At 51.9% G+C, this 24,447-nt stretch carries 22 protein-coding genes; 10 read left to right on the forward strand and 12 right to left on the reverse strand.

Annotated features, from left to right (window positions below; all coding sequences use genetic code 11):
- Nucleotides 1-53 precede the first annotated feature (53 nt).
- The 5 genes from cysZ (at nt 54) to crr (ending at nt 5,011) form a co-directional block, all read left to right on the forward strand.
- A complete protein-coding gene (gene cysZ, locus ACF2G4_RS09210) occupies nt 54-821 on the forward strand; it encodes a sulfate transporter CysZ (RefSeq protein WP_243077453.1) in 768 nt (255 codons plus the stop codon).
- Nucleotides 822-962: 141 nt separating this feature from the next.
- Nucleotides 963-1,934 carry a cysteine synthase A gene (gene cysK, locus ACF2G4_RS09215; protein WP_409075918.1) on the forward strand — a complete coding sequence of 324 codons (972 nt, stop codon included), beginning with the start codon at nt 963-965 and terminating at the stop codon, nt 1,932-1,934.
- Nucleotides 1,935-2,323: 389 nt separating this feature from the next.
- Nucleotides 2,324-2,581: a phosphocarrier protein Hpr gene (gene ptsH / locus ACF2G4_RS09220; protein ID WP_003848868.1), complete on the forward strand. Its 258-nt coding sequence runs from the start codon at nt 2,324-2,326 to the stop codon at nt 2,579-2,581.
- Between the two features lie 159 nt (nt 2,582-2,740).
- On the forward strand, nt 2,741-4,468 hold the full coding sequence (gene ptsI / locus ACF2G4_RS09225; RefSeq protein WP_215845965.1) for a phosphoenolpyruvate-protein phosphotransferase PtsI: 1,728 nt from the start codon (nt 2,741-2,743) through the stop codon (nt 4,466-4,468).
- A 42-nt stretch (nt 4,469-4,510) separates the two neighbouring features.
- Entirely contained in the window at nt 4,511-5,011 is a 501-nt protein-coding gene (gene crr, locus ACF2G4_RS09230; RefSeq protein WP_215845963.1) for a PTS glucose transporter subunit IIA, read from the forward strand.
- Between the two features lie 98 nt (nt 5,012-5,109).
- Here crr and ACF2G4_RS09235 read toward each other — a convergent pair whose 3' ends face one another.
- The 10 genes from ACF2G4_RS09235 to ACF2G4_RS09280 form a co-directional block, all read right to left on the reverse strand.
- Nucleotides 5,110-6,456, reverse strand: a complete 1,347-nt coding sequence (locus ACF2G4_RS09235; RefSeq protein ID WP_409075919.1) for an ATP-binding protein — start codon at nt 6,454-6,456, stop codon at nt 5,110-5,112.
- Nucleotides 6,453-7,133 (reverse strand): response regulator transcription factor, encoded by a 681-nt coding sequence (locus ACF2G4_RS09240; RefSeq protein ID WP_215845960.1) that lies wholly within the window; start codon nt 7,131-7,133, stop codon nt 6,453-6,455. Before ACF2G4_RS09240 ends, ACF2G4_RS09235 begins: the two co-directional genes overlap by 4 nt.
- Nucleotides 7,134-7,303: 170 nt before the next feature.
- A complete protein-coding gene (gene cysM, locus ACF2G4_RS09245; RefSeq protein ID WP_409075920.1) occupies nt 7,304-8,185 on the reverse strand; it encodes a cysteine synthase CysM in 882 nt (293 codons plus the stop codon).
- A gap of 190 nt (nt 8,186-8,375) precedes the next feature.
- Nucleotides 8,376-9,464, reverse strand: coding sequence for a sulfate/thiosulfate ABC transporter ATP-binding protein CysA (gene cysA, locus ACF2G4_RS09250; protein WP_409075921.1), 1,089 nt, complete (start codon nt 9,462-9,464; stop codon nt 8,376-8,378).
- Nucleotides 9,454-10,329: a sulfate/thiosulfate ABC transporter permease CysW gene (gene cysW / locus ACF2G4_RS09255; protein WP_215845955.1), complete on the reverse strand. Its 876-nt coding sequence runs from the start codon at nt 10,327-10,329 to the stop codon at nt 9,454-9,456. Before cysW ends, cysA begins: the two co-directional genes overlap by 11 nt.
- Nucleotides 10,329-11,162 carry a sulfate/thiosulfate ABC transporter permease CysT gene (gene cysT / locus ACF2G4_RS09260; protein ID WP_409074717.1) on the reverse strand — a complete coding sequence of 278 codons (834 nt, stop codon included), beginning with the start codon at nt 11,160-11,162 and terminating at the stop codon, nt 10,329-10,331. Before cysT ends, cysW begins: the two co-directional genes overlap by 1 nt.
- Complete coding sequence (locus tag ACF2G4_RS09265; protein ID WP_243077450.1) at nt 11,162-12,178, reverse strand: sulfate ABC transporter substrate-binding protein; 1,017 nt, start codon at nt 12,176-12,178, stop codon at nt 11,162-11,164. The genes cysT and ACF2G4_RS09265 overlap by 1 nt, the downstream gene beginning before the upstream one ends.
- Before the next feature lie 282 nt (nt 12,179-12,460).
- Complete coding sequence (locus ACF2G4_RS09270; RefSeq protein WP_409074718.1) at nt 12,461-13,078, reverse strand: RpoE-regulated lipoprotein; 618 nt, start codon at nt 13,076-13,078, stop codon at nt 12,461-12,463.
- 80 nt (nt 13,079-13,158) lie between these two features.
- Nucleotides 13,159-13,617: a DUF2919 family protein gene (locus ACF2G4_RS09275; RefSeq protein WP_409075969.1), complete on the reverse strand. Its 459-nt coding sequence runs from the start codon at nt 13,615-13,617 to the stop codon at nt 13,159-13,161.
- Nucleotides 13,613-14,038: a GNAT family acetyltransferase gene (locus ACF2G4_RS09280; protein ID WP_243077447.1), complete on the reverse strand. Its 426-nt coding sequence runs from the start codon at nt 14,036-14,038 to the stop codon at nt 13,613-13,615. The genes ACF2G4_RS09275 and ACF2G4_RS09280 overlap by 5 nt, the downstream gene beginning before the upstream one ends.
- A 223-nt stretch (nt 14,039-14,261) precedes the next feature.
- Here ACF2G4_RS09280 and amiA point away from each other — a divergent pair, with 223 nt between their 5' ends.
- Nucleotides 14,262-15,113 carry an N-acetylmuramoyl-L-alanine amidase AmiA gene (gene amiA, locus ACF2G4_RS09285; protein ID WP_215845949.1) on the forward strand — a complete coding sequence of 284 codons (852 nt, stop codon included), beginning with the start codon at nt 14,262-14,264 and terminating at the stop codon, nt 15,111-15,113.
- A 39-nt stretch (nt 15,114-15,152) separates the two neighbouring features.
- On the forward strand, nt 15,153-16,073 hold the full coding sequence (gene hemF, locus ACF2G4_RS09290) for an oxygen-dependent coproporphyrinogen oxidase (protein ID WP_243077446.1): 921 nt from the start codon (nt 15,153-15,155) through the stop codon (nt 16,071-16,073).
- 166 nt (nt 16,074-16,239) lie between these two features.
- Here the strand turns inward: hemF and maeB are convergent, their stop codons facing one another.
- Nucleotides 16,240-18,519: an NADP-dependent oxaloacetate-decarboxylating malate dehydrogenase gene (gene maeB / locus ACF2G4_RS09295; RefSeq protein WP_409074719.1), complete on the reverse strand. Its 2,280-nt coding sequence runs from the start codon at nt 18,517-18,519 to the stop codon at nt 16,240-16,242.
- A 350-nt stretch (nt 18,520-18,869) separates the two neighbouring features.
- Between maeB and tal the strand changes: the two genes are divergently transcribed.
- The 3 genes from tal to ampH all read left to right on the forward strand — a co-directional run bounded on the left by tal (nt 18,870) and on the right by ampH (nt 23,198).
- Nucleotides 18,870-19,820, forward strand: coding sequence for a transaldolase (gene tal / locus ACF2G4_RS09300; protein ID WP_215845944.1), 951 nt, complete (start codon nt 18,870-18,872; stop codon nt 19,818-19,820).
- Between the two features lie 63 nt (nt 19,821-19,883).
- Nucleotides 19,884-21,884, forward strand: coding sequence for a transketolase (gene tkt / locus ACF2G4_RS09305; RefSeq protein ID WP_215845943.1), 2,001 nt, complete (start codon nt 19,884-19,886; stop codon nt 21,882-21,884).
- Between the two features lie 150 nt (nt 21,885-22,034).
- Complete coding sequence (ampH, locus tag ACF2G4_RS09310) at nt 22,035-23,198, forward strand: D-alanyl-D-alanine-carboxypeptidase/endopeptidase AmpH (RefSeq protein ID WP_243077444.1); 1,164 nt, start codon at nt 22,035-22,037, stop codon at nt 23,196-23,198.
- Here the strand turns inward: ampH and ACF2G4_RS09315 are convergent.
- Complete coding sequence (locus ACF2G4_RS09315; protein WP_243077443.1) at nt 23,195-24,268, reverse strand: DUF1176 domain-containing protein; 1,074 nt, start codon at nt 24,266-24,268, stop codon at nt 23,195-23,197. The genes ampH and ACF2G4_RS09315 overlap by 4 nt on opposite strands.
- Between the last annotated feature and the right edge of the window lie 179 nt (nt 24,269-24,447).

Here is a 24,447-nt window from a genome sequence, read left to right on the forward strand (position 1 = left end):
AAAAAGCCAGGTTATTATGCTCGTGCCTTAACATCTTCAGGAGAATTGCCTTTATGGATCGTGAGAATTCTGTCTCATCGTTTAACGGCGTGCATTACTTTAGTCGCGGTTGGAAGCTGGTGCGTATGCCAGGCATCCGCCGTTTTGTGGTTATCCCTTTACTCGTCAATATCGTGATATTAGGGGGCGCCTTTACATGGCTGTTCTATCGCCTTGGTAACTGGATTCCTGCGCTGATGGCACAGATTCCTGACTGGCTGCAGTGGCTAAGTTACCTGCTTTGGCCGCTGTCTGTTATTTCCATTGTGCTGGTGTTTAGCTACTTTTTCTCGACCATTGCAAACTTGATTGCTGCCCCCTTTTGCGGCTTGCTGGCCGAACAGTTAGAAGGTCGTTTAACCGGTAAACCGCTGCCGGACAGCGGTTGGCTCGGCATGATGAAAGATATTCCACGCATTATGAAACGCGAACTGCAAAAGCTAGGTTATTACCTGCCGCGAGCTTTGGGATTACTGCTGCTGTACTTTATTCCCGGCTTCGGTCAAACCGTTGCGCCGCTGCTGTGGTTTTTGTTCAGCGCGTGGATGCTGTCGATACAATATTGTGATTACCCATTCGATAACCATAAAGTCAGCTTCCCGCGAATGCGTAATGCGCTACGCCAGCACAAAACGGCCAATATGCAGTTTGGCGCCTTGGTCAGCCTGTTTACTATGATCCCCATTATTAACCTTGTCATTATGCCGGTTGCCGTCTGTGGCGCCACGGCGATGTGGGTTGATCGCTACCGCGCTGACCTGGTTCGCGCTGACCTGCGTTAAACTTATCAGCCTGCCTTATGCATTTTTCTTCAGGGCTTATTGCCACCTGACATATAGATATGCGATTTCTTTCCTTCCGCAGGGGAGCAGAAAAGGTATGCTCTGAGGGTTCCCAATAATTCATACAGTTAAGGGCAGGCTATGAGTAAGATCTATGAAGACAACTCTTTGACAATTGGTCATACGCCATTGGTTCGACTGAACCGCATCGGTAACGGCCGCATCCTGGCGAAGGTAGAATCCCGTAACCCGAGCTTCAGCGTAAAATGCCGTATCGGTGCCAATATGATTTGGGACGCAGAGAAACGCGGTATTTTAAAACCGGGTGTTGAATTGGTTGAACCCACCAGCGGCAACACGGGCATTGCGCTGGCTTACGTGGCTGCCGCTCGTGGCTATAAGCTGACACTGACCATGCCTGAAACCATGTCCGTTGAGCGCCGCAAGCTGCTTAAAGCGCTGGGCGCAACGCTGGTGTTGACCGAAGGCGCCAAAGGTATGAAAGGCGCAATTGGTAAAGCGGAAGAAATCGTAGCCACCGATCCCGATAAATATGTGCTGCTGCAGCAGTTCAGCAACCCAGCCAACCCAGAAATCCATGAAAAAACGACCGGTCCAGAAATCTGGGAAGATACCGATGGCGAAGTTGATGTGTTCATCGCCGGCGTGGGTACAGGCGGTACATTGACCGGCGTAAGTCGTTACATCAAAAATACCAAAGGCAAGAAAGAGCTCATCACTGTTGCTGTAGAGCCAACCGATTCACCGGTTATCGCTCAAGCGCTGGCAGGCGAAGAGATCAAACCAGGTCCGCATAAAATTCAGGGTATTGGCGCGGGCTTTATCCCAGGCAACCTTGATTTGGATTTGGTTGATCGCGTGGTTGCCATTTCTAACGAAGAGGCGATCAGCACGGCGCGTAAGCTGATGGAAGAAGAAGGCATTCTGGCAGGTATCTCTTCGGGTGCCGCGGTTGCTGCAGCACTAAAACTGCAAGAAGACGAAGCCTTCGCCAACAAAAATATTGTTGTCATTCTCCCCTCTTCCGGCGAGCGCTATCTCAGCACCGCATTGTTTGCCGATCTCTTCACTGAAAAAGAGCTTCAGCAGTAAGGCTGATAGTCTGAAATTGCCGAAAAAAGCACCCAAATGGGTGCTTTTTTGTGGTGTAGATCTCACTTTCACTACCCTGCAGATTGATTTCAATGATGCGGCTCTGGTATTTAGACAGCCAATTATTTCGATGCCTGAAATTAATCCATTCTTGAAATGGATCAAGCTGAATCGATTTACGGATTTGGCGAAACGGCGAATCACGGCATAATTAAAAACAGAAAAGCCCTCGACTTGTTTTGTGATGCTTTTCTGGAATGAATAACTCATTCATGCGCATTAATTGGTCAGCTTGACGCTATACCAGCGCACCTACACAGGCTAAAGTGTTGGCTCCAGGCTAGACTTTAGATTCATAACACCAATCCTGATAACGTTGGGGAAATAGAATGTTTCAGCAAGAAGTTACCATTACCGCGCCAAACGGTCTGCATACTCGCCCAGCTGCGCAATTTGTTAAAGAAGCCAAAGCTTTTCAGTCAGAAATCACCGTGACCTCTAACGGTAAATCAGCGAGCGCAAAAAGCCTGTTCAAACTTCAGACTCTGGGTTTGACTCAAGGCACCGTTGTTACTCTTTCCGCGGAAGGTGAAGACGAGCAGAAAGCAGTTGAGCATCTGGTTAAATTGATGGCAGAACTGGAGTAATCTCCTTTTCGCTTTCAGAAAACTGACTCCTCTGCGCCATTGAGTGCAAACATCTTGATCGCGGACAACTTGTCCGCGATATTGCTTCCGTAGAGTACGTGTCCCGTGACAATGGCACCGCAAAGAGTCAATCAGCCATCGTGATTAAAAGGTAGGGTTATGATTTCAGGCATTTTAGCATCACCAGGTATCGCTTTCGGCAAAGCTCTGCTGCTGAAAGAAGACGAGATCGTCATCAACCGCAAAAAGATTTCTGATGACCAGGTTGAGCAGGAAGTTCAGCGCTTCCTCGAAGGACGCGGCAAAGCGGCCATTCAACTGGAAGCTATTCGAGTCAAAGCGGGTGAGTCCCTCGGTGAAGAGAAAGCTGCCATCTTCGAAGGCCACATCATGTTGCTGGAAGACGAAGAGCTGGAGCAGGAAATCATTGACCTCATCAAGAAAGAGCACGCCAGCGCAGATGCTGCGGCTTATTCGGTGATTGATGGCCAGGCGAAAGCGTTAGAAGAGCTGGACGACGAATACCTGAAAGAGCGTGCCGCTGACGTACGCGATATTGGTAAGCGTTTACTGCAAAACATCTTAGGTCTGCACATTGTTGATCTGAGTGCTATTCAAGACGAATCCATTCTGGTGGCTAAAGATTTGACCCCATCAGAAACCGCGCAGCTAAACCTGAAAAAGGTGCTGGGCTTTATCACCGATCTGGGTGGTCGTACTTCACATACCTCAATCATGGCGCGTTCTCTCGAGATCCCAGCGATTGTGGGTACAGGTAATGTTACCACTTCAGTCAAAAACGGCGATTTCCTGATCATTGATGGCGTAAATAACACCATTTATGTCAATCCAGATGAAGCAAAACTGGATGAGCTGAAAGCCGTTCAAACACAATATCTCTCTGAAAAACATGAATTAGCCAAACTGAAAGATCTGCCTGCTATCACGCTGGATGGACATCAGGTTGAAGTTTGCGCCAACATCGGTACGGTACGCGATATCGCCGGTGCCGAGCGTAACGGTGCTGAAGGCGTAGGCCTGTATCGTACTGAATTCTTGTTTATGGACCGCGATTCACTGCCAACCGAAGAAGAGCAATTCCAGGCGTATAAAGCTGTCGCTGAAGGCATGGGTTCGCAAGCGGTAATTGTGCGTACCATGGATATCGGCGGTGACAAAGATCTGCCTTACATGAACCTGCCGAAAGAAGAAAACCCCTTCCTCGGCTGGCGCGCCATTCGTATTGCTATGGATCGCAAAGAGATTCTGCATGCGCAGCTGCGCGCTATTTTACGTGCATCCTCCTTTGGTAAGCTGCGTATCATGTTCCCGATGATCATTTCGGTTGAAGAAGTTCGCAGCCTGAAAGCGGAACTGGAGCTGCTGAAAGCGCAATTGCGTGAAGAAGGCAAAGCATTTGATGAGACCATTGAAGTCGGCATTATGGTCGAAACACCCGCTTCTGCGGTCATTGCGCGTCATCTGGCGAAGGAAGTCGATTTCTTCAGTATTGGGACAAACGATCTGACGCAGTATACTCTGGCGGTTGATCGTGGTAATGATTTGATATCGCACCTGTATAACCCAATGACGCCGTCCGTGCTGAACTTAATCAAGCAAGTCATTGATGCTTCTCATGCTGAAGGCAAGTGGACTGGCATGTGTGGTGAGCTGGCAGGTGACGAACGTGCTACACTACTGTTACTGGGAATGGGGCTGGACGAATTCAGCATGAGTGCCATTTCTATCCCAAGCATCAAGAAAATTATTCGTAATACGAATTTTGAAGATGCGAAGGAGTTGGCGGAGCAGGCTCTGGCTCAACCTACAGCGGAAGATTTAATGAACCTGGTTAACAAGTTCATCAAAGAAAAAACGCTCTGCTGATCCGCTAGATGCTGGCCCCAAATTACTGCTTAGGAGAAGATCATGGGTTTGTTTTCTAAACTTTTTGGCGATAAAACAGATAGCGCTGGGACAATTGACATCGTAGCGCCTCTGTCAGGCGAAATCGTGAACATTGAAGACGTACCAGATGTGGTGTTTGCTGAAAAAATTGTAGGCGATGGAATCGCAATCAAACCGAGCGGCAACAAAATGGTTGCACCGGTTGATGGCAAAATCGGCAAGATTTTTGAAACTAACCACGCTTTTTCAATCGAGTCTGAAAATGGTATCGAGCTGTTTGTTCACTTCGGCATCGACACGGTTGAACTGAAAGGTGAAGGCTTCAAACGTATCGCTGAAGAAGGCCAGCTGGTCAAAAAAGGCGATGTGATTATTGAGTTCGATTTACCGTTGCTGGAAGAGAAAGCAAAATCAACCCTTACACCTGTTGTCATCTCCAACATGGATGAGATCAAGGAAATGATCAAGCTGACTGGCCAGGTCACCGTAGGCGAAACGCCGGTGATTCGCATTAAGAAGTAAGCGACATCAGAATTGAAAAACGGCACCTTCGGGTGCCGTTTTTGTTCATAATAAAACGTGACTACGCTTTGTGCTGGGTTAACGCAGCAAAGAGAGTTTTAAAGCTGCCAACGCGGTAGGCGAATCGTTAATTCCAACCCGCCCTCTGGGCGATTCAGCGCTTTGATTTCACCATGATGCGCCAGAACGACTTTGCGGACTATCGCCAGTCCTAAACCATATCCTTTGCCCATCAGCGGTGAATTTACCCGAACAAAGGGATCGAAGATGCTAGAGAGTTTCTCTTCATCAACGCCCGGCCCTTGATCGCAGACGCGAATCGCCAACCATTGGTTTTCGGCCTGCAAACGCACCTCAATATGTTGTCCCTTCATTGAAAAGCGCAGCGCGTTTCGTAACACGTTCTCCACCCCACGCCGAACCAACTCAGCATTGCCGCGCACGGTATAATCTGCATTTTCATCGACAAAAAAATCAACTTTCACGCCAGGAATCTGCGCTTCATAACGCACATCCGTCACCACGGCATGCAGCAGTCCGGTCAGATCAAAGTACTGCTCATCCGGCATGCTTTCATGCTCAGCGCGCGAGAGCGTAAGCAGCTCGCCGATCATTTTATCCAGCCGCCGCGCCTCTTCATCAATGCGATCCAGCGATGCGTTAACGCTTTCAGGCGTTTGTCGCGCCAGGCCGGTTGCCAACTGCAAGCGCGCCAGCGGTGAACGCAACTCATGAGAAATATCATGCAGCAACTCTTCGCGGGTACGCACCAAGGTATCAAGCCGCTCTACCATCGCGTCAAACGCCTGCGCTACGCTTGAAAGTTCGTCATGGCGCTTACGCATTATCGGATAGAGTCGCACGCTTAAATCGCCGTCTGCGACGCGGGAGAATCCTTCCCGCAGTTGACGCATTGGCCGTGTCAGGTTCCACGCCAACAGCAAACTGAACAGCAGCCCTACCGCGCCGGCAAAAATAAACATCGGTGTGGGGATATTCAGAATACTGTGCGGCATATCCATTCGGCTATCTTCGCGCATGCCTTTGACATCGTAGCGCAGCTCGTACTGTTTACCGTCCGCGCCTTTTACCCAGCGCACAATCACATCAGGAATATGCCCTTCAAAGGGTGGGTTGAATCCTTCCGGCAACATTTCACCTTGTACCGGTTTGTCATGCTGAAGGATTTTAAAGAACTGGCGATCGTTGGGTTCCCAATCCGCCATCATGTCATTCAACGAGCTTGGACCACCGCGCTCAAGCACTGAAACTACCGAGGCCATCTGCAAATTCACAATACGACGAATAGCGATGACTTCTGGCGGCTCATGACGATTACCCGAAATGGAAAACCCAAGCCATATCAACTGACTAATAATAACGAACACTACCCAGAAGCCGATGAGGATCTTCCAGAACATGCGTCCGCGATAGCTGTATTTCATCGAATGCGATAACCAATGCTGCGAACGGTTTCAATATTGACGCTATCTGCGGTTAACGCGCTGAGCTTCTGACGAATATTGCTGATATGCACATCAACGCTGCGATCATATGCTTCACGCGGTCGCCCTAATCCCTTCTCTGATAACTCATCTTTTGACACCACACGATCGGGCGCACGCAACAGCAGATCAAGCAGATTAAATTCTGAGGCCGTGAGATCGAAGGCATTGCCCTGCCATTCGGTCATGCGCGTAGCCGGGTTCAGCGTCAACTCGCCCCAGCGCAGCAGCTCCTTTTTATCCGGCAAGGGTGCCTGCTCTTCAAAGCGACGCAGCACGGCGCGCAGTCGCGCAACCAGCTCGCGCGGATAGCATGGCTTGGGTACATAATCGTCAGCGCCCATTTCCAGGCCAATAACGCGATCAATATTATCGCCCTTGGCGGTTAGCATGATCACTGGCATGCGGCTGTTCTGGCGAATCTGGCGTAACACATCAATGCCGCTCATGTCTGGCAGCATGATATCGAGAATAATGGCGGTATATTGCCCAGAAAGCGCGCCTTCAACACCCGCACTTCCGGTTAAAACCAGATGTGCATCAAAGCCTTCCGTAATCAGATATTGGCTCAACATGGTGCCCAGTTCTAAATCGTCATCAACAAGCAGAATTTTCATTTTTATCTCTCGTACAAAATTGCGGCTATTCTGTCCTGAACCAGCCTCGGACGCAGCTGGTTTTACGCGATCCTTACGGATTTAGCGCCAGAAGATTCTCAAGCTGACTATAGACAAAAAAGGCTTGTTGGCCCTAATTGAGCCAACAAGCCTTTTTAGAAAGCGGGAAATTAGCGATAAATGCCGGTTGAAAGGTAACGATCGCCACGATCGCAAATAATCGCGACCACGACGCTGCCAGGATGCGCAGCGGCAATGCGTAAAGCGCCGGCTACTGCGCCACCTGAGCTTACGCCACAGAAAATGCCTTCTCTTCTTGCCAGCGCACGCATGGTTTCTTCGGCTTCCTGCTGCGACATGTCCATCACATCATCCACTAAATCGGGACGATAAATACCAGGCAGATACGCCAAAGGCCAACGGCGGATACCGGGAATACTGCTGCCCTCGCTTGGCTGCAGACCAATCACTTGCACACCGGTTTTATGTTCTTTGAGGTAACGTCCCACACCGGTAATAGTACCCGTGGTGCCCATGCTGGAAACAAAATGGGTCATGCGTTGGTGTGATTGTTGCCACAACTCCGGGCCGGTAGTTTGGTAATGACCCAGTGGATTATCAGGATTGTTGAACTGATCGAGCACCCTACCCTCGCCGCGTGCAGCCATTTCTTGCGCTAAATCACGCGCCCCCTCCATGCCCTGCTCGCGGCTAACTAATATTAACTCCGCACCGTAAGCACGCATCGCATCTTGCCGTTCCTGACTCATGTTTTCGGGCATCAGCAGACGCAGCGCATAACCTTTCATGGCGGCAATCATCGCTAAAGCGATACCGGTATTACCGCTGGTGGCTTCTATCAAGCGATCGCCTGGTTTAATATCCCCACGCAATTCGGCCTGATTAATCATCGACCAGGCGGCGCGGTCTTTCACCGAACCAGCGGGATTATTGCCTTCCATTTTCAGCCAAACTTCGCTGCCGTTGGCGGGTGTGAGGCGCTGCAATTTAATCAACGGCGTGTTGCCGATGGTATTTTCGAGAGTTGTCACGGTGCATTTCCCGGAAAAAAACCTTTTATATCCAAGTCACAAACGCGTTATTTGCCCATGCTGATTCCAGCCAGTGGCTTCCGTCAGCTAACTCGCTTGCCGCCTTCCTGCGACTTGAATGGTTTAGGTTTTAAAGAAGAAAAGTAAAAAAGGGCGGGATTCGCTCCCGCCCTGTGTTGAAAAGAAAATATCAGGCGCTCTGAGCAAAGGCAACAGGGCGCAGCGGCGTTTTGTCTTGATAGAGACGCGCCTGTTGTAATCCGACAAACAGGCGTTCGCCACGGATTGGCGCCGTTTGGTCACCTTCAAACACCAGCGCGAAAGGCTCACTCTGCCAGCCGCTCGGCTGCACCACCAGCTGCCAGAAATGGCCGCGTGGGCTGACTTCTAAAATTTGTACCGGCAGCGGCGTTTCAAGGCTGCTCTGACGAGAAACGTCAATTTCCCATGGACGCAGGAACAGATCGACCTTGCCTTGATGCGCTGGCGTGTAGCCCAGCGGCCAATGATGCGCACCCACATGGAACTGCGAGCCGTGGATTTCGCCATCAAAGCGGTTCACTTCGCCCAGGAATTCCAGCACAAAACGGGTCGATGGATCGCGCCATACGTCGTCTGGCGTACCCACCTGTTCGATGTTGCCTTGGCTCATCACCACGACACGATCGGCCACTTCCATCGCCTCTTCCTGATCGTGAGTCACGAACACGCTGGTAAATTTCAATTCTTCATGCAACTGACGCAGCCAGCGACGCAACTCTTTGCGCACCTGCGCATCCAGCGCGCCGAAAGGTTCGTCGAGCAGCAGGATTTGTGGTTCAACTGCCAGCGCACGCGCCAGCGCCACTCGCTGCTTCTGACCACCCGACAGCTGAGCCGGAAAACGGTTTGCCAGATGAGCCAGTTGCACCATCTCCAGCAAACGCGTCACACGCTGTTTAATCTCTGCCGCAGAAGGACGCTCGCGGCGCGGCAGCACCGTCAGGCCAAAGGCGATATTGTCGAACACCGTCATGTGGCGGAACAGCGCATAGTGTTGGAACACGAATCCCACTTGACGATCGCGCGCATGCAGCGTGCTCACATCTTTGTTATGGAACCGAATTTGTCCGCTGTTTTGATGTTCTAACCCGGCAATAATACGCAGCAGCGTCGTTTTGCCTGAACCGGACGGCCCCAGCAGCGCCATCATCTCGCCAGAAAGAATATCCAAAGAGATATCGTTCAGCACCGATGTGCGACCGAATGATTTATTGATCTGTTTAATCTCAATGCTCATGATTTTCCTCCTGTTGCGAGCGGTTGTGCTGATGCTCTAAGCGCCATTGCACAATGCTTTTCAGAAACAGCGTCACTATCGCCATCAGGGTCAACAGCGCAGCAGCCGTAAATGCGCCTACCGTGTTGTAATCCTGATGCAGTAATTCAACCTGAAGCGGCAAAGTATAGGTTTCGCCACGAATCGATCCCGAAACCACCGAGACCGCACCAAATTCTCCAATTGCGCGTGCGTTGGTCAGCACCACGCCGTACAGCATTGCCCAGCGAATATTGGGCAGCGTTACGCGGCGAAACATCTGCCAACCGGACGCGCCCAGTAACACCGCCGCCTCATCTTCGTGGCTGCCCTGGCTCAGCATCACCGGCACCAGTTCACGCACCACAAACGGACAGGTGACAAAGATTGTCGCCAGCACCATGCCAGGCCAGGAGAACATGACCTGGATATTATGCGCATCCAGCCAGCCGCCCGCCGGGCCGTTAACGCCCCAGAACAGCAAATACATCAGCCCCGCCACCACCGGCGAAACTGCAAACGGAATATCGAACATCGTCAGTAACAGCTGGCGACCCGGAAAGGTAAAACGCGTTACCAGCCAGGCCAGCAGCGTGCCGAAGACCAAATTAACCGGCACGGTAATCAGCGCTACCAGCACCGTTAACCAGATGGCATGCAGCATGTCGCCATCCATCAAGTTGCTGAAAGTCAGGCCCAATCCTTTATGGAGCGCTTCGTAGAAAATTGAAGCCATCGGCACCACTAACAGCAAAATGGAGATCAGCGCACCTGTGCCAATCAAAAACCATTTGCCCCAATTCACCGGCTGACGGTCGGCTCGATTGATTTGCGTAATCTCTGCCATTACTGACCTCCCAGACGGCGACCAAAGCGGCTCTGCAAGGTATTAATACCAAACAGCAGCAGCAGCGACGCAGCAAGAATCACCGAGGCGATAGCGCTGGCCGCAGGATAATCAAACTCCTGTAAACGCACAAAAATCATCAGCGAAGTCACTTCGGTTTTCCACGCGATGTTACCGGCGATGAAAATCACGGCGCCAAACTCGCCTAGGCTACGGGTAAACGACAGCGCGGTGCCGGCCAGCAATGCGGGCGCCACTTCGGGCAGCACGACGCGGCGAAAGCTCTGCCACGGTGTTGCGCCTAAAGTTTCTGCCGCTTCTTCATATTCCGGGCCTAACTCTTCCAGCACCGGTTGCACTGTACGAACAACGAACGGGATGCTGGTAAACGCCATGGCGATGGCAATACCAATCCAGGTGTAAGAAATTTTGATATCAAACTGAGCAAACCATTGACCGTACCAGCCGTTGACCGAGAAGAGACCAGCCAGGGTTAAACCCGCCACCGCTGTTGGCAGCGCAAAGGGTAAATCCATCAAACCATCAAGAATGGTGCGTCCTGGAAAACGGTAGCGCGTTAAAATCCACGCCATCAACATGCCAAACACGGCGTTAAACAGTGATGCCACACCAGCTGCAATTAACGTGACTTTATACGCCGCGATCAGCTGCGGATTAGTAATCACATCCCAATATTGCTGCAGCGTCATGTGCGATAGTTGCATGAGCACTGCACTGATCGGCAGCAGTAGAATTAAACAGGTGAACAGCAGGCTGGTGCCGAGGCTGAGTCCGAAGCCGGGAAGAACCCGTTTTTGGCTAGCTGCAAACATTATCCACGCCCCGCCGCTAACAGTTTGTCCAGTTCGCCACCGCTGACGAAGTGGGTTTTCATTACGTTATCCCAACTGCCGAACGCATCCTCAACCCGGAACAGATCGGTTTGCGGAAAGCGGTCTTTCTGTTCAGCCATCAGCTGTGGATTGCTCACGCGATAGTAATATTGCGTGATGATTTTTTGCGCTTCCGGCGTGTACAGGAAGTTCAGATAAGCTTTAGCGGCCTCTGCGGTGTTGTTGTGCTCGACATTTTTATCGACCCACGCCACCGGAAACTCCGCCAGAATATTGGTTTTTGGCACCACGACTTCGTAGTCATCTTTGCCATATTGATTGCGAATGTTGTTCACTTCAGATTCGAAACTGATCAATACATCACCCAAGCCTCGCTCAGCAAAGGTGGTTGTCGCCCCGCGTCCGCCGGTATCGAACACTTCTACATTCTTCAAAAACTGGGTCATAAATGCTTCTGTTTTGGCTTTATCACCGCCGTCCACTTTATTCGCTACGCCCCACGCGGCCAAATAGGTGTAACGCCCGTTGCCTGAAGTTTTAGGATTAGGAAAGATCAGCTTTACGTCTTTACGGGTTAAATCGGACCAGTCATGGATTTGCTTTGGATTTCCCTTACGGACCAGAAACGCCATGGTGGAATAAAACGGGGAACTGTTATTTGGCAGACGGGTTTTCCAGTCGGCTGGGATCAGATTGCCTTTGTCATGTAACACCTGCACGTCAGTGACCTGATTGTAAGTCACGACATCAGCGCGCAGACCTTGCAGAATAGCCAGCGCCTGTTTGGATGAGCCCGCATGTGACATCTTGATCGACAACTTATCGTTGGGGTGAGTAGCATCCCACTGTGTGGCAAACGGCGCATTCAGGGCAACAAACAGCTCACGTGAAACATCGTAAGAGCTGTTAAGCAATTCAGTTGCGTTAGCTGCGCCTGCCAGGCTCAGTGACAACGCGATACCGCTAACGATTTTTTTCATCGCTTTAAGAGTCATTTGGCACCCTGAAAAAGTTTGATGCGGATCTCGCCCGCTGAGGCACCAGTTTATTTATAACTCAGTGAAAACCTGTAACGGTTTTATATATCGTTTGATGATTTCAAAGTCGAAAAAAGCATAAGACACTGGCAAAGTTTATGTGGGATTCAGTAATGCCTGGCGGGGAGTGAGGCTTTGCGCTTTTAATGCAGCGATATTGCAGACAGCGGCGATGTTAGTTCAGTGATTCAGCCCTTTCTGCACTGAATCACTGTTGAACAGTTTTAGTTGATTAAAGCATCAGCGCTGCCAAATTATTTTGCTCAGCTTCCAGTTTTTCAGCGTGTCATCTGACGGCATCAAGCCTTCTGGACCGTGCCCTTCTCCGCTATAAACATAGCGTAAATGCTGGCCGGCCGGTGCGCGACACTCAACATCCCGGCTATCCAGACCGGAAGCCAACGCACAGTTGTTGAAGGCTTTGCTGTATTTATCGCTGAAAGCATCACCGATTTTGCTGCCATCGCTGCTAACGATATTGGCGTCCATGACTTCAACGCGCTCAACACGACTCTGGCCGTAAATCACCAGCTTAACCTGGCCTTCATCTAGCGCCTGCCAAAAGGAAACAACCTCACCATTCTGACCGCGCATGCCCTGACGCAAGTCGTAATTGCCGTTCAGCCCCTCTTTAATGGCGCTTTCGGTCATGGGTGTCGCGGCATTAAGGCCGCCGACGCCTTGTTCGGTAGCGGTTAGCGATGCGCCAAACCAGTTCCACGGCAACGCCGATGACCAATGATAACTCAGCGGATTCCACCAACTTACCTGCTGGCTGCTGTTAGCGCCGGAGCCGGAACTGGCGCAGCCGCTCAGCATAACGGCGACAATCAGTAGCGTGGAACGAACAGCTTTCATGCAAACTCCTGTTAATGAAATACTCAGTAAATGAAATGCTCAGTGGCGGAACTGATTGGAGTCGTAAAGCGGCAAAAAGTTTATTCGAGATGATGTTCAGGTGAAAAGCAGTCGCGCAGCCGGGTATTGAACTGGAGCCAGAGCAGCGCCAGCAGATCAAACAGCGTTAACAGCAGCGGCAGCGGAGAACTCAATAGATCGCCCTGTGTGAACTGAACACCTTGCCATAGCAAATTAACCCACAGTGATAACAGCAGCACGTTGCGCCAGTATTGCCACAGGCGCGGCCAGCGGGTGCGATAACCGGTCAGTAGCATACCGAGCAGCGCCGGTGTGCCTAACGCCAACCCGATCCAAAAAGCCTGTCGATCGGGATAAAATAGCGCCAGGAGATTGTTACCTTGTTGTCGTGAAGCGCCCGCCATCACCAGCAGCAGCCAGGTTCGCGCCAGCAACAGCATAATCGGCCAAAAAAGAAACGGCAGCCGAAGCTGCCCTTTGCCGTCATATTCATCCGGCAGATATTTCAGCACATTAATACTCACGATCTTCTATCAATCGTTTGCCCAGCAGCATCGCGTCAACCGGTTCGTAATCCAGCTTCTCGTAAAACGCCACCACCTGATCATTCTCTTCGCGCACCATCAGATGGATTTTCGGACAACCGCGCGCAATCAGTTTTTTTTCCAGGCGATTCATCAGCGCATTGGCAAAGCCACGTCCCTGATAATCGGGATGCACGGCCAGGTAATAAGCAGCACCACGATGGCCATCATAACCGCCCATCAGCGTGCCAACCACTTCCCCACCCACTTCGGCCACAAGGAAAAGTTCGGGGTCGTGATTCATCTTACGTTCGATATCCATTTCAGGATCGTTCCATGGACGTAACAAATCGCAACGTTCCCAGAGCGTAATCACTTCTTCAAAATCTTCCTGGCGGAAGGCGCGGATTTCCATCGTCTTTACCTGCAATTAAGCACAATTTGCTGATTATCACGCATTCTTTGCGCTGCGCAACCCTGGAAAAGCCGAGCGCGGAGAAAAACAACGGTTTTTTCTGTTCGCGAGCTGAAATACAAAGTAAAGCCCTGAAATAGTTCCGTGCTCGCGAGTGGCATAACGTTACGATATAACACTGGGCACTATTTTCTCTGTTCTCGCTACGCTAATGGATTTGCACATGAAATTGCTCAAGCATTTGACCAACCGCCGCCAACTCTTGCTTTCCGGCATCGCGTTGGCCATTTTGTCGCCGCGCGGCGTAATGGCGAAAGAACAAGAGACGACGCTGCGCGCCTCATCGCGTCACTCGCAGCCGGCTCCATCCGCTAAAAACGGCAAGCGTATCGTGATGATCGATCCGGGCCACGGCGGCATCGATTCCGGTGCGGTCGGCGGTGAAGGATCTGAAGAAAAACATATCGTGCTCGAAATTGCTAACAATGTACGCCGCCAGTTGCAGGATCATCCGCGCATCGAAGTACGTCTGACGCGCGACAGCGATCACTTTATTCCGCTTTATCAGCGCGTGGAAATTGCCCATCAACACGGTGCCAACCTGTTCATGTCAATTCATGCCGATGGTTTTACCAGCCCAGACGCCAACGGCGCGTCGGTTTTCGCGCTCTCGAATCGCGGGGCCAGCAGCACCATGGCGCGCTATCTGTCAAAAAGAGAAAACGACGCTGATAAAATTGGCGGCGCGCAAGTGCAGCAGCAAGATCACTATTTGCAGCAAATTCTGTTCGATTTGGTGCAAACCGACACCATAAAAAATAGCCTGACGCTGGGTAAACACGTGCTCGATCAGATTCGCCCTGTGCATCATCTGCACAGTCAGCATACCGAGCAGGCGGCTTTTGCGGTGCTGAAATCGCCTTCTATTCCCTCGGTGCTGGTCGAAACATCTTTTATTACTAATCCACGCGAAGAGCAGTTACTCGGCACCAGCGCGTTTCGGCAAAAAATTGCCAGTGCCATCGCCAATGGCATCGTCAACTACTTTGATGAGTACGATCGTCGCCCGGCTTAGGTATAATCACGCCAAATTTTTTAACAGTAAGCGATATGCATGTCTGATATTTCCCGCGTAAAAGCCTTTCTGCTGCAGCTGCAGGAGGATATTTGTCACCGCCTCGCCGCCGAAGATGGCAGTGCCAAATTTGTCGAAGATAGCTGGCAACGCCCAGGCGGCGGCGGCGGACGTAGCCGTGTGCTGCGTAATGGCGCGGTATTTGAGCAGGCGGGCGTCAACTTTTCCCATGTACATGGCGACCAAATGCCCTCTTCGGCAACCGCACACCGCCCTGAACTGGCGGGACGCAGTTTTGAAGCGATGGGCGTTTCGTTAGTGGTCCACCCTAACAATCCCTATGTTCCTACCAGCCACGCCAATGTGCGCTTTTTTATTGCCGAAAAACCGGGTGCCGAACCGGTGTGGTGGTTTGGCGGCGGCTTTGATCTCACGCCCTTTTACGGTTTCGAAGAGGATGCGCTGCACTGGCACCAAACTGCCTTTAATCTGTGCCAGCCGTTTGGTGAAGAGGTCTATCCACGCTACAAAAAATGGTGCGATGACTATTTTTACATCAAGCACCGTGACGAGCAGCGCGGCATTGGCGGGCTGTTTTTTGATGACCTGAATGCGCCTGATTTTGAACACTGTTTCAACTTCATGCAGGCGGTTGGCAACGGTTTTCTTGACGCCTATCAACCGATTGTGGCACGTCGTAAAGATCATCCGTGGGGCGATCACGAGCGCCAGTTCCAACTGTACCGCCGCGGACGTTATGTCGAGTTCAATCTGGTGTGGGATCGCGGCACGCTGTTTGGTTTGCAGACTGGCGGTCGCACCGAATCGATCCTGATGTCGATGCCACCGCTGGTACGGTGGGAATATGATTACCAACCTGAAGCGAACTCGCCAGAAGCGGCGCTGTACCGTGATTTCTTACCCGTTCGCGACTGGCTTTCGCTTAATCCGCGAAAGTAACGGCATCGCAGCTTGCCATTGCGCGATTCACTTGCGCTCAGCCTGCCAAAATAATGGGCGCTGTATCAAGGCGGCAAAAGCAATCATTCCGATGCGCTTACTGATGTCAGCGATTCGGATGATTGCTTGCAGCCAATGCAGAGACAGCGCCAAGTATGAAGGCAGGTTATAAAGGTTGGGTCTGTGCTTCTACCACCGCCAACGCCACCATATTGACAATCCGCCGCACCGAGGCGATGCGCGTCAATATATGCACCGGCTTGGTAATGCCCATCAACACCGGCCCGACCGTGACACCTTCCGAACAGGATACGCGCAGTAGGTTGTAACTAATACGCGCCGCTTCGACGTTCGGCATGATCAACAGGTTCGCCGTCCCTTTCAGCGGGCTATCCGGCATTACGTCGCGGCGTATGCTTTCAATTAACGCCGCATCGCCGTGCATTTCACCGTCAATTTCTAGCTCTGGCGCGCGCTGTTTAATCAGCGCCAGCGCGTCACGCATTTTACGTGCGCCTGGCGCATTGGAGGTCCCATAGCTGGAATGCGACAGCAGTGCAATCCGCGGTTCAATACCAAATCGCCGCACGGTTTCAGCGGCCATCAAGGTGATATCTGCGAGCTGGTCTGGCGTTGGATCTTCATTGACGTAGGTATCAGCGATAAACGTATTGCCGCTGGGCAGCAGCAATGCGTTCATGGCACTCGCCACCTTCACGTCATCACGAAAACCAAATACATTTTCAATCACCTCATAATGCTTACGATAATCGCCGATAGTGCCGCAGATTAACGCGTCGGCTTCACCACGATGCACCATGATGGCCCCAATCAGTGTGGGATTGCCGATTACCGCGCGCTGCGCCTCTTCCGGTGAAACCCCACGCCGCTTCATGATCTGGTAATACTCATTCCAGTATTCTTTGAAGCGCGGATCGGATTCATTGTTCACCACCTCAAAATCTTTACCCGCCTCAATTTTCAAGCCCTGCTTTTGTAAGCGCATCGCAATGACGTTAGGACGCCCAATGAGAATCGGCTTTGCCATGCCAAGCGACACCAGCTCTTGCGTTGCATGCAGCACACGAATCTCCTCTCCTTCGGCTAACACCACGCGTTTTGGCGCTTTGCGTGCCTGGGAAAAAATCGGCTTCATGAACAGGTTGGTTTTATAAACAAACTCAGTGAGCTGTTCGCGATAGGCATCAAAGTCTTGAATGGGCCGTGTCGCAACCCCAGACTCCATCGCCGCTTTAGCCACGGCGGGCGCGATTTTCACGATTAAGCGCGGATCAAACGGTTTGGGGATCAAATATTCCGGGCCAAAGCTCAGATCCTGATCGTCATACGCCGACGCGACGACATCGCTCTGCTCAGCCTGGGCCAGCGCCGCAATGGCATGCACCGCCGCCAGCTTCATCTCTTCGTTGATGGCCGTGGCCCCGACATCAAGCGCCCCACGAAAGATAAAGGGAAAGCACAGCACATTGTTGACCTGATTAGGGAAGTCAGAGCGACCGGTACAGATAATCGCGTCAGGCCGCACCGCTTTTGCCAGCGGTGGCATGATTTCGGGTTCCGGGTTTGCCAGCGCCAATATCAACGGATCTTTGGCCATTTTTTCCACCATCTCTGGCGTCAGTGCTTTTGGTCCTGAACAGCCAAGGAAGATGTCTGCATGAGTAATCACCTCTTCCAGCTTACGCTTGCCGTTGTCCTTGATGGCGTACTCCGCTTTGGTCTGCGCCATGTTCTCTTCACGACCTTGATAAATCACCCCTTTTGAATCGCAGACCACAATGTTGTGCTTCTGCAATCCCAGCGCCACCAGCAAATTCAGGCAGGCGATAGCAGAAGCGCCCGCACCGGAGACCACCAGTCGTACATCAGAAATGGCTTTATTGACGATGGTTAAGCCATTGATCACCGCGGCGGTACAGATAATTGCGGTGCCGTGTTGATCGTCGTGGAACACCGGAATCTTCATCCGTTTACGCAGCTGCTGTTCAATATAAAAACATTCGGGCGCTTTGATATCTTCAAGGTTAATGCCGCCAAATGTCGGCTCCAGTGCGGCAATCATTTCAATCAGCTTGTCAGGATCCAGCTCATCAATTTCGAGGTCGAACACGTCGATGCCCGCGAATTTCTTGAACAAGACGCCTTTACCTTCCATCACTGGTTTACCCGCCAGCGCGCCGATGTTACCCAAACCCAGCACTGCGGTGCCATTTGAGATCACCGCTACCAGATTGCCACGTGCGGTGTATTTGTGCGCCGCCAGCGGATCTTTAGCGATTTCCAAACAGGGTGCTGCCACGCCTGGCGAGTAGGCCAGCGCCAGATCGCGCTGCGTCGCTAACGGTTTAGTGGGTGAAACCTGAATCTTGCCGGGGGTAGGAAATTGATGAAAATCGAGCGCGCTTTGCTTCAGTTGATCATCCATTTGGCATCCTTAGTCGCCAGGGAAAGTCGCACCAGTATAGGAATCATTACGCAGCAAGACGGTGAAGGCGCTCAAAGAAGCTCATTGTTAAACGGCACAGATTGTCACAGCTCCCCCAGCGTCATTTGCTTCGGCTGCTATGCTTATAGGTGGAATAAGGCGCACCCCACGGTTTAACACCGCATGACGGCAATTTCGCTCCATTCCCCTGGCAACAATCAGAGAAACCGCATTTTCATACGAAAGTGTCTGTTGCAAGGTTATGAGCCTGTGTTACCGGAAACAGAACGGCTGCGAGGCCAAAGGTGTCCCCTTTTCGCTTTAATGATTTCTTTTCAAGGAGTTTAGAGATGAACCAGCTAGAAGCCCTAAAACAGTTCACCACCGTCGTGGCGGACAGTGGCGATATCGAGTCGATTCGCAACTACCATCCTGAAGACGCTACGACCAATCCTTCCCTCATCCTTAAAGCTTCCGGTCTCGACGCCTATAAACATTTGATTGATGACGCTATCGACTACGCCAAAAAGCAAGGCGGCAGCAAAGAGACGCAGATCATCAATGCCAGCGACAAAGTGGCCATTAACCTCGGTATGGAAATCCTGAAAAGCATACCAGGCCGTGTTTCGACCGAAGTGGATGCGCGCCTCTCCTTCGATCGTGGCATGTGTGTCACCAAAGCAGAAAAACTGGTTCGCCTGTACGAAGAGTATGGCATTGATCGCTCTCGTATCTTGATCAAGCTGGCGTCAACCTGGGAAGGTATTCGTGCCGCAGAAGAGCTGGAGAAAAACGGCATCAAATGTAACCTGACGCTGCTGTTCTCTTTTGCTCAAGCGCGTGCCTGTGCCGAAGCTGGCGTGTTCCTGATTTCACCGTTCGTGGGACGTATTTATGACTGGTACAACAGCCGTAAACCGCTGGACCCGTATGTAGCCGATGAAGATCCCGGCGTGAAATCTGTGCGTCGTATCTACGACTACTACAAAAAGCATCGCTATAGCACCATCATCATGGGCGCGAGCTTCCGTAAAGTAGAACAGATCATCGCACTGGCAGGTTGTGACCGCCTGACCCTTTCACCCAACCTGTTGGAAGAGCTGCAAAACAGCGATGCGCCGTTAGAACGTAAACTTGAACCTTCTACTGAAGGCTTCCACCAGCCGGCGTCGCTCTCTGAAGCGGAATTCCGTTGGGAACATAATCAGGATCCTATGGCAGTAGAAAAACTGTCTGAAGGCATCCGCCAGTTTGCTGTCGATCAGCAGAAACTTGAAGATGTGTTGGCTGCTCGTCTGTAGTTTTCATCACATTATTCGTGGGCGAGACCTTTCTCGCCCGCAGGTATAACAAGGGAGAACCCTATGTCATCACGCAGAGAGTTGGCGAACGCGATACGTGCATTAAGTATGGATGCGGTACAGAAAGCAAACTCAGGCCATCCCGGCGCACCCATGGGCATGGCGGACATCGCGGAAGTGTTATGGCGCGATTTCCTGAAACATAATCCAACCAATCCCGCTTTTCTTGATCGTGACCGTTTTATTCTCTCCAACGGTCACGGCTCAATGCTGCTTTATAGCCTGCTGCACCTGAGCGGCTACGATTTACCGATTGAAGAGCTGAAAAACTTCCGCCAGCTGCATTCAAAAACGCCGGGCCACCCAGAAATTGGTTATACACCGGGCGTAGAAACCACCACGGGCCCGCTGGGTCAAGGTCTGGCCAATGCCGTGGGCCTGGCGATTGCCGAGCGCACCTTAGCCGCCCAGTTTAACCGTCCCGATCATGAGATCGTTGACCACTTCACTTATGTGTTCATGGGCGACGGCTGTTTGATGGAAGGTATCTCACACGAAGTGTGTTCACTGGCCGGCACCTTGGGTCTGGGCAAATTGATTGGCTTCTACGATCACAACGGCATCTCCATTGACGGTGAAACAGAAGGCTGGTTTACCGACGATACCCATAAGCGCTTCGAAGCCTATAACTGGCATGTGATCGGCGATATTGATGGGCACGATTCCGAAGCCATCAGCAAGGCGATTAAAGAAGCGCAGAGCGTTACCGATAAGCCGTCGCTGATTATTTGCCGCACCGTTATCGGTTTCGGTTCACCGAACAAGGCAGGTAAAGAAGAGGCGCATGGCGCGGCGCTGGGCGAAGAAGAAGTCGCGCTGACACGTAAAAAGCTCGGCTGGAATTATCCGCCGTTCGAAATCCCACAAGATATTTATCAGCAATGGGATGCGAAAACAGCCGGTGCAGAGCACGAAAAAGCGTGGGATGCCAAGCTGGACGCCTACAAGCAAGCCCACCCGGAGTTGGCGCAGGAATTTCTCCGCCGCATGAATGGCGAAATGCCATCGACCTGGGAAGCGGATACCGCGAAATTTATTGCTGACCTGCAGGCAAATCCGCAAAAAATCGCCAGCCGTAAAGCGTCACAAAACTCGCTGGAAGTTTACGGCAAGCTGCTGCCAGAATTCCTTGGCGGTTCTGCGGATCTCGCGCCAAGTAACCTCACCATTTGGTCAGGTTCCAAATCGATTAAAGAGGATCACGCCGGTAACTACATTCACTACGGCGTGCGTGAATTTGGTATGACCGCGATTGCCAATGGTATCGCCCATCACGGCGGTTTTGTGCCGTACACCGCCACCTTCCTGATGTTTGTGGAGTACGCACGTAACGCGGCCCGTATGGCAGCATTGATGAAAGCGCGTCATATCATGGTTTATACCCATGACTCCATTGGCTTGGGTGAAGATGGCCCAACGCACCAGCCGGTTGAGCAGCTCGCCAGCCTGCGTTTGACGCCTAATATGAGCGTCTGGCGTCCTTGCGACCAGGTTGAAACGGCTGTGGCGTGGAAAGCCGCCGTTGAGCGTCATCATGGTCCAACCGCGTTAATTCTGTCGCGTCAAAACCTGGCGCAACCGGAGCGTACGCAAACGCAGATCGACAACATTGCGCGCGGCGGTTACGTGCTGAAAGATTGTGACGGTACGCCGGAAGTGATCCTGATCGCAACAGGTTCCGAGATGGAAATCACGCTGGGCGCTGCAGAGAAGCTGACAACGGGCGGCCACAAAGTTCGCGTGGTGTCGCTGCCGTCAACCGATCTGTTTGATGCCCAGGACAGCGCCTATCGTGAATCTGTGCTGCCATCAACGGTGAGAGCGCGTGTTGCCGTGGAAGCCGGAATTGCCGATTACTGGTTCAAATACGTGGGTATTGATGGTGCCATCGTCGGCATGACCACGTTTGGTGAGTCTGCGCCTGCCAGCAAGCTGTTCACGGAGTTTGGCTTCACGATTGAAAATATTGTTAGCCATGCCGAAGCATTACTCAAGCCGGTTTAATGCTTTCGCCCTTCCCGCTTAGCCGGGAAGGGCCATTTCAGTTCATAGCCTGAAACATAAAAAAATCTTTTCTCCCCTCTTCCTGTCTCGCCCAAACTGATTACTATAGATTTCCATCCGATTCTTATAGCGAACTCTCGTCTGTTGAAAATGCGCACATCTTATTTACTGGCCTTAATGGTTTCTCTGCTTCCATTAAAAAGCATGGCGCAGGTCGCGCCCGATCCATTACTGGCTTCGCAAATCGTTGATCGCTATGCCGAACACATCTTTTACGGCAGCGGCGCAACCGGCATGGCGCTGGTAGCCATTGACGGTAATCAGCGCGTATTCACCAGCTTTGGTGATACCCGTCCAGGTAATAACGTTCGCCCACAAAAAGATTCCCTGATCCGTATCGCCTCGCTGAGCAAACTGATGACCAGCGAAGTGATGGTTAAAATGGCGGAGCGCGGTCAAATTCGCCTTGACGATCCGCTGAGTAAATATGCACCGCCCGGCACGCGCGTACCCAGCTACAACGGCCAACCTATTCGTCTGATCAACTTATCGACTCACACCAGCGGCCTGCCACGTGAGCAGCCAGGCGGGAAACCTCATCGTCCCGTATTCGTCTGGCCTACGCGCAGCGAACGCTGGAACTGGTTGCCACAGGCAAACCTGAAAGCGGCACCGGGTACCGATGCAGCCTACTCTAATCTCGGTTACGATTTGCTGGGCGATGCGTTGTCACGCGCCGCAGGCATGCCCTATCCCGCGCTGTTTCAGCAATTGATTACTCGCCCGCTGGGCATGAAGGACACAACGTTTACGCCTTCACCAGAGCAGTGCGGACGTTTAATGGTGGCTGAGAAAGGTGCCAGCCCCTGTAATAATACGCTGGCGGCAATTGGCAGCGGCGGCGTTTACTCCACGCCAGATGATATGGGCCGCTGGATGCAGCAGTTCCTGAATTCAGCCGTTAGCCGACGTACGCCGCAGGTTGATCGTATGCAGACGCTGATTTATCAGCGCAGTCAGCTGCAGAAAGTGCAAGGTATGGATGTGCCGGGCAAAGCCGACGCGCTGGGCATGGGTTGGGTTTATATGGGGCCAAAAGAGGGTCGTCCGGGTATTATTCAAAAAACCGGCGGCGGTGGTGGCTTCATTACCTATATGGCGATGGTGCCGCAGCATAACATCGGCGTGTTTGTCGTGGTTACGCGTTCTCCGCTGACCCGCTTTACACCCATGAGTGATGGCGTAAATAACATGCTGGCTGAACTGGTCGGCAACCAAATCGGTTCACCCATGATGGTTCAAGCCATTCCTTAACGCTGCTGAGGAGTGGAACGCGACTGGCTCACCCACAACGTGGGCCAGTCATCGCTGCTGTGCCACGCGTCGCACGTTGATTCCTCAGCATATTCCGCCAGCACGAAACTGTTGCCATCGAACTGCCAGCGCGATGCTGAACCGCAATCGCCCAAACCGCGACCTTTTCCGAAGGTATAAAGCTGTCCGGTTGCCGCATCGTATTCAGCATTGATCAATTCAAGTTGACGTTCATTAATGGTTGGCGGTGTAAACGGCAGCGTCAGGCTAATTCCCCGCGCCACATAAGGCTGCTCGCGCGTCACTTCGAAAGCTAAATCAATCACGTTATATGCCCCCATTTCACAGCTCACCAACAGCAATGCCTTGGTATCAGTGAGCGGCGACACGCTGACTTCACGCCGCATCGGATCAAGCGAACAGGAATCGGTGTTAACGCGCCAGGTGCCGTAATCGATTAAACCGCTGGTTTCTTCTCGCGTCAGCGCCGCAGGTTGCGGTAGCGCCTCTGGCAGCGCAGGCACTTTAGGCTGCGGCGGCACATCCCAGATTGCGCGATCGCCGCGCTTTATCCAAGCGCTCATGCCGTTAACACGCCCTTGCACATCATCCATCAGCAGCAGCGCCGCCTTCATGCCGCGCAGGGAGATAAGGGCTTTGGGATCAAACGTGAGTTGCAGGCTTTTGGCTTCCATGACCAGATCAAGAAATTCGTCGATGGCGATGGCGTTGCTGGTAGCGAGATGATGGGGTTCGACTGTCCAGTGTTTCAGGTCGGGTTTCAGGCGGCGTTGATCAATCAGCAGGTTGTCTTTCAGATCACCGCCAGGCAGCTCACCGCTGTAGGCGCTGCCGTAGTCGATACGCAGCAACGGGCGATCGTTCACCCCGGCGTGGCGCGAAATCGTCATGACTAATCCATTGTCGCCCGGAATATTGCGTGCCACGCAAAATGCCGCATTGTTGCAGGTCATCTGCCAGTCAGAAAATGACTTTTGCAGTGGATCGGCCCGCACGCTGGCAACAAAAAGAAAAGACAACACTAACAGCGATTTAATCCAATGCAACATTAAGAAAACCGGTCCCCAAATCTTTAAAGTGGAGATGATAACGCAACGGCGAACCCAAAGAAGACCGGAATCTGTGACCGCGCCCAGAAAGCGTTATTAACTGGCTAAAAAGCGTTCATCATCGTGATAAGCCGTAAAGAGTGAAGCTTAGGAAAACATCATCGTTTTTGCAGCGCTTT

Source organism: Pantoea phytostimulans, from assembly GCF_046118715.1.
GTDB classification, from domain to species: Bacteria; Pseudomonadota; Gammaproteobacteria; order Enterobacterales; family Enterobacteriaceae; genus Pantoea; species Pantoea phytostimulans.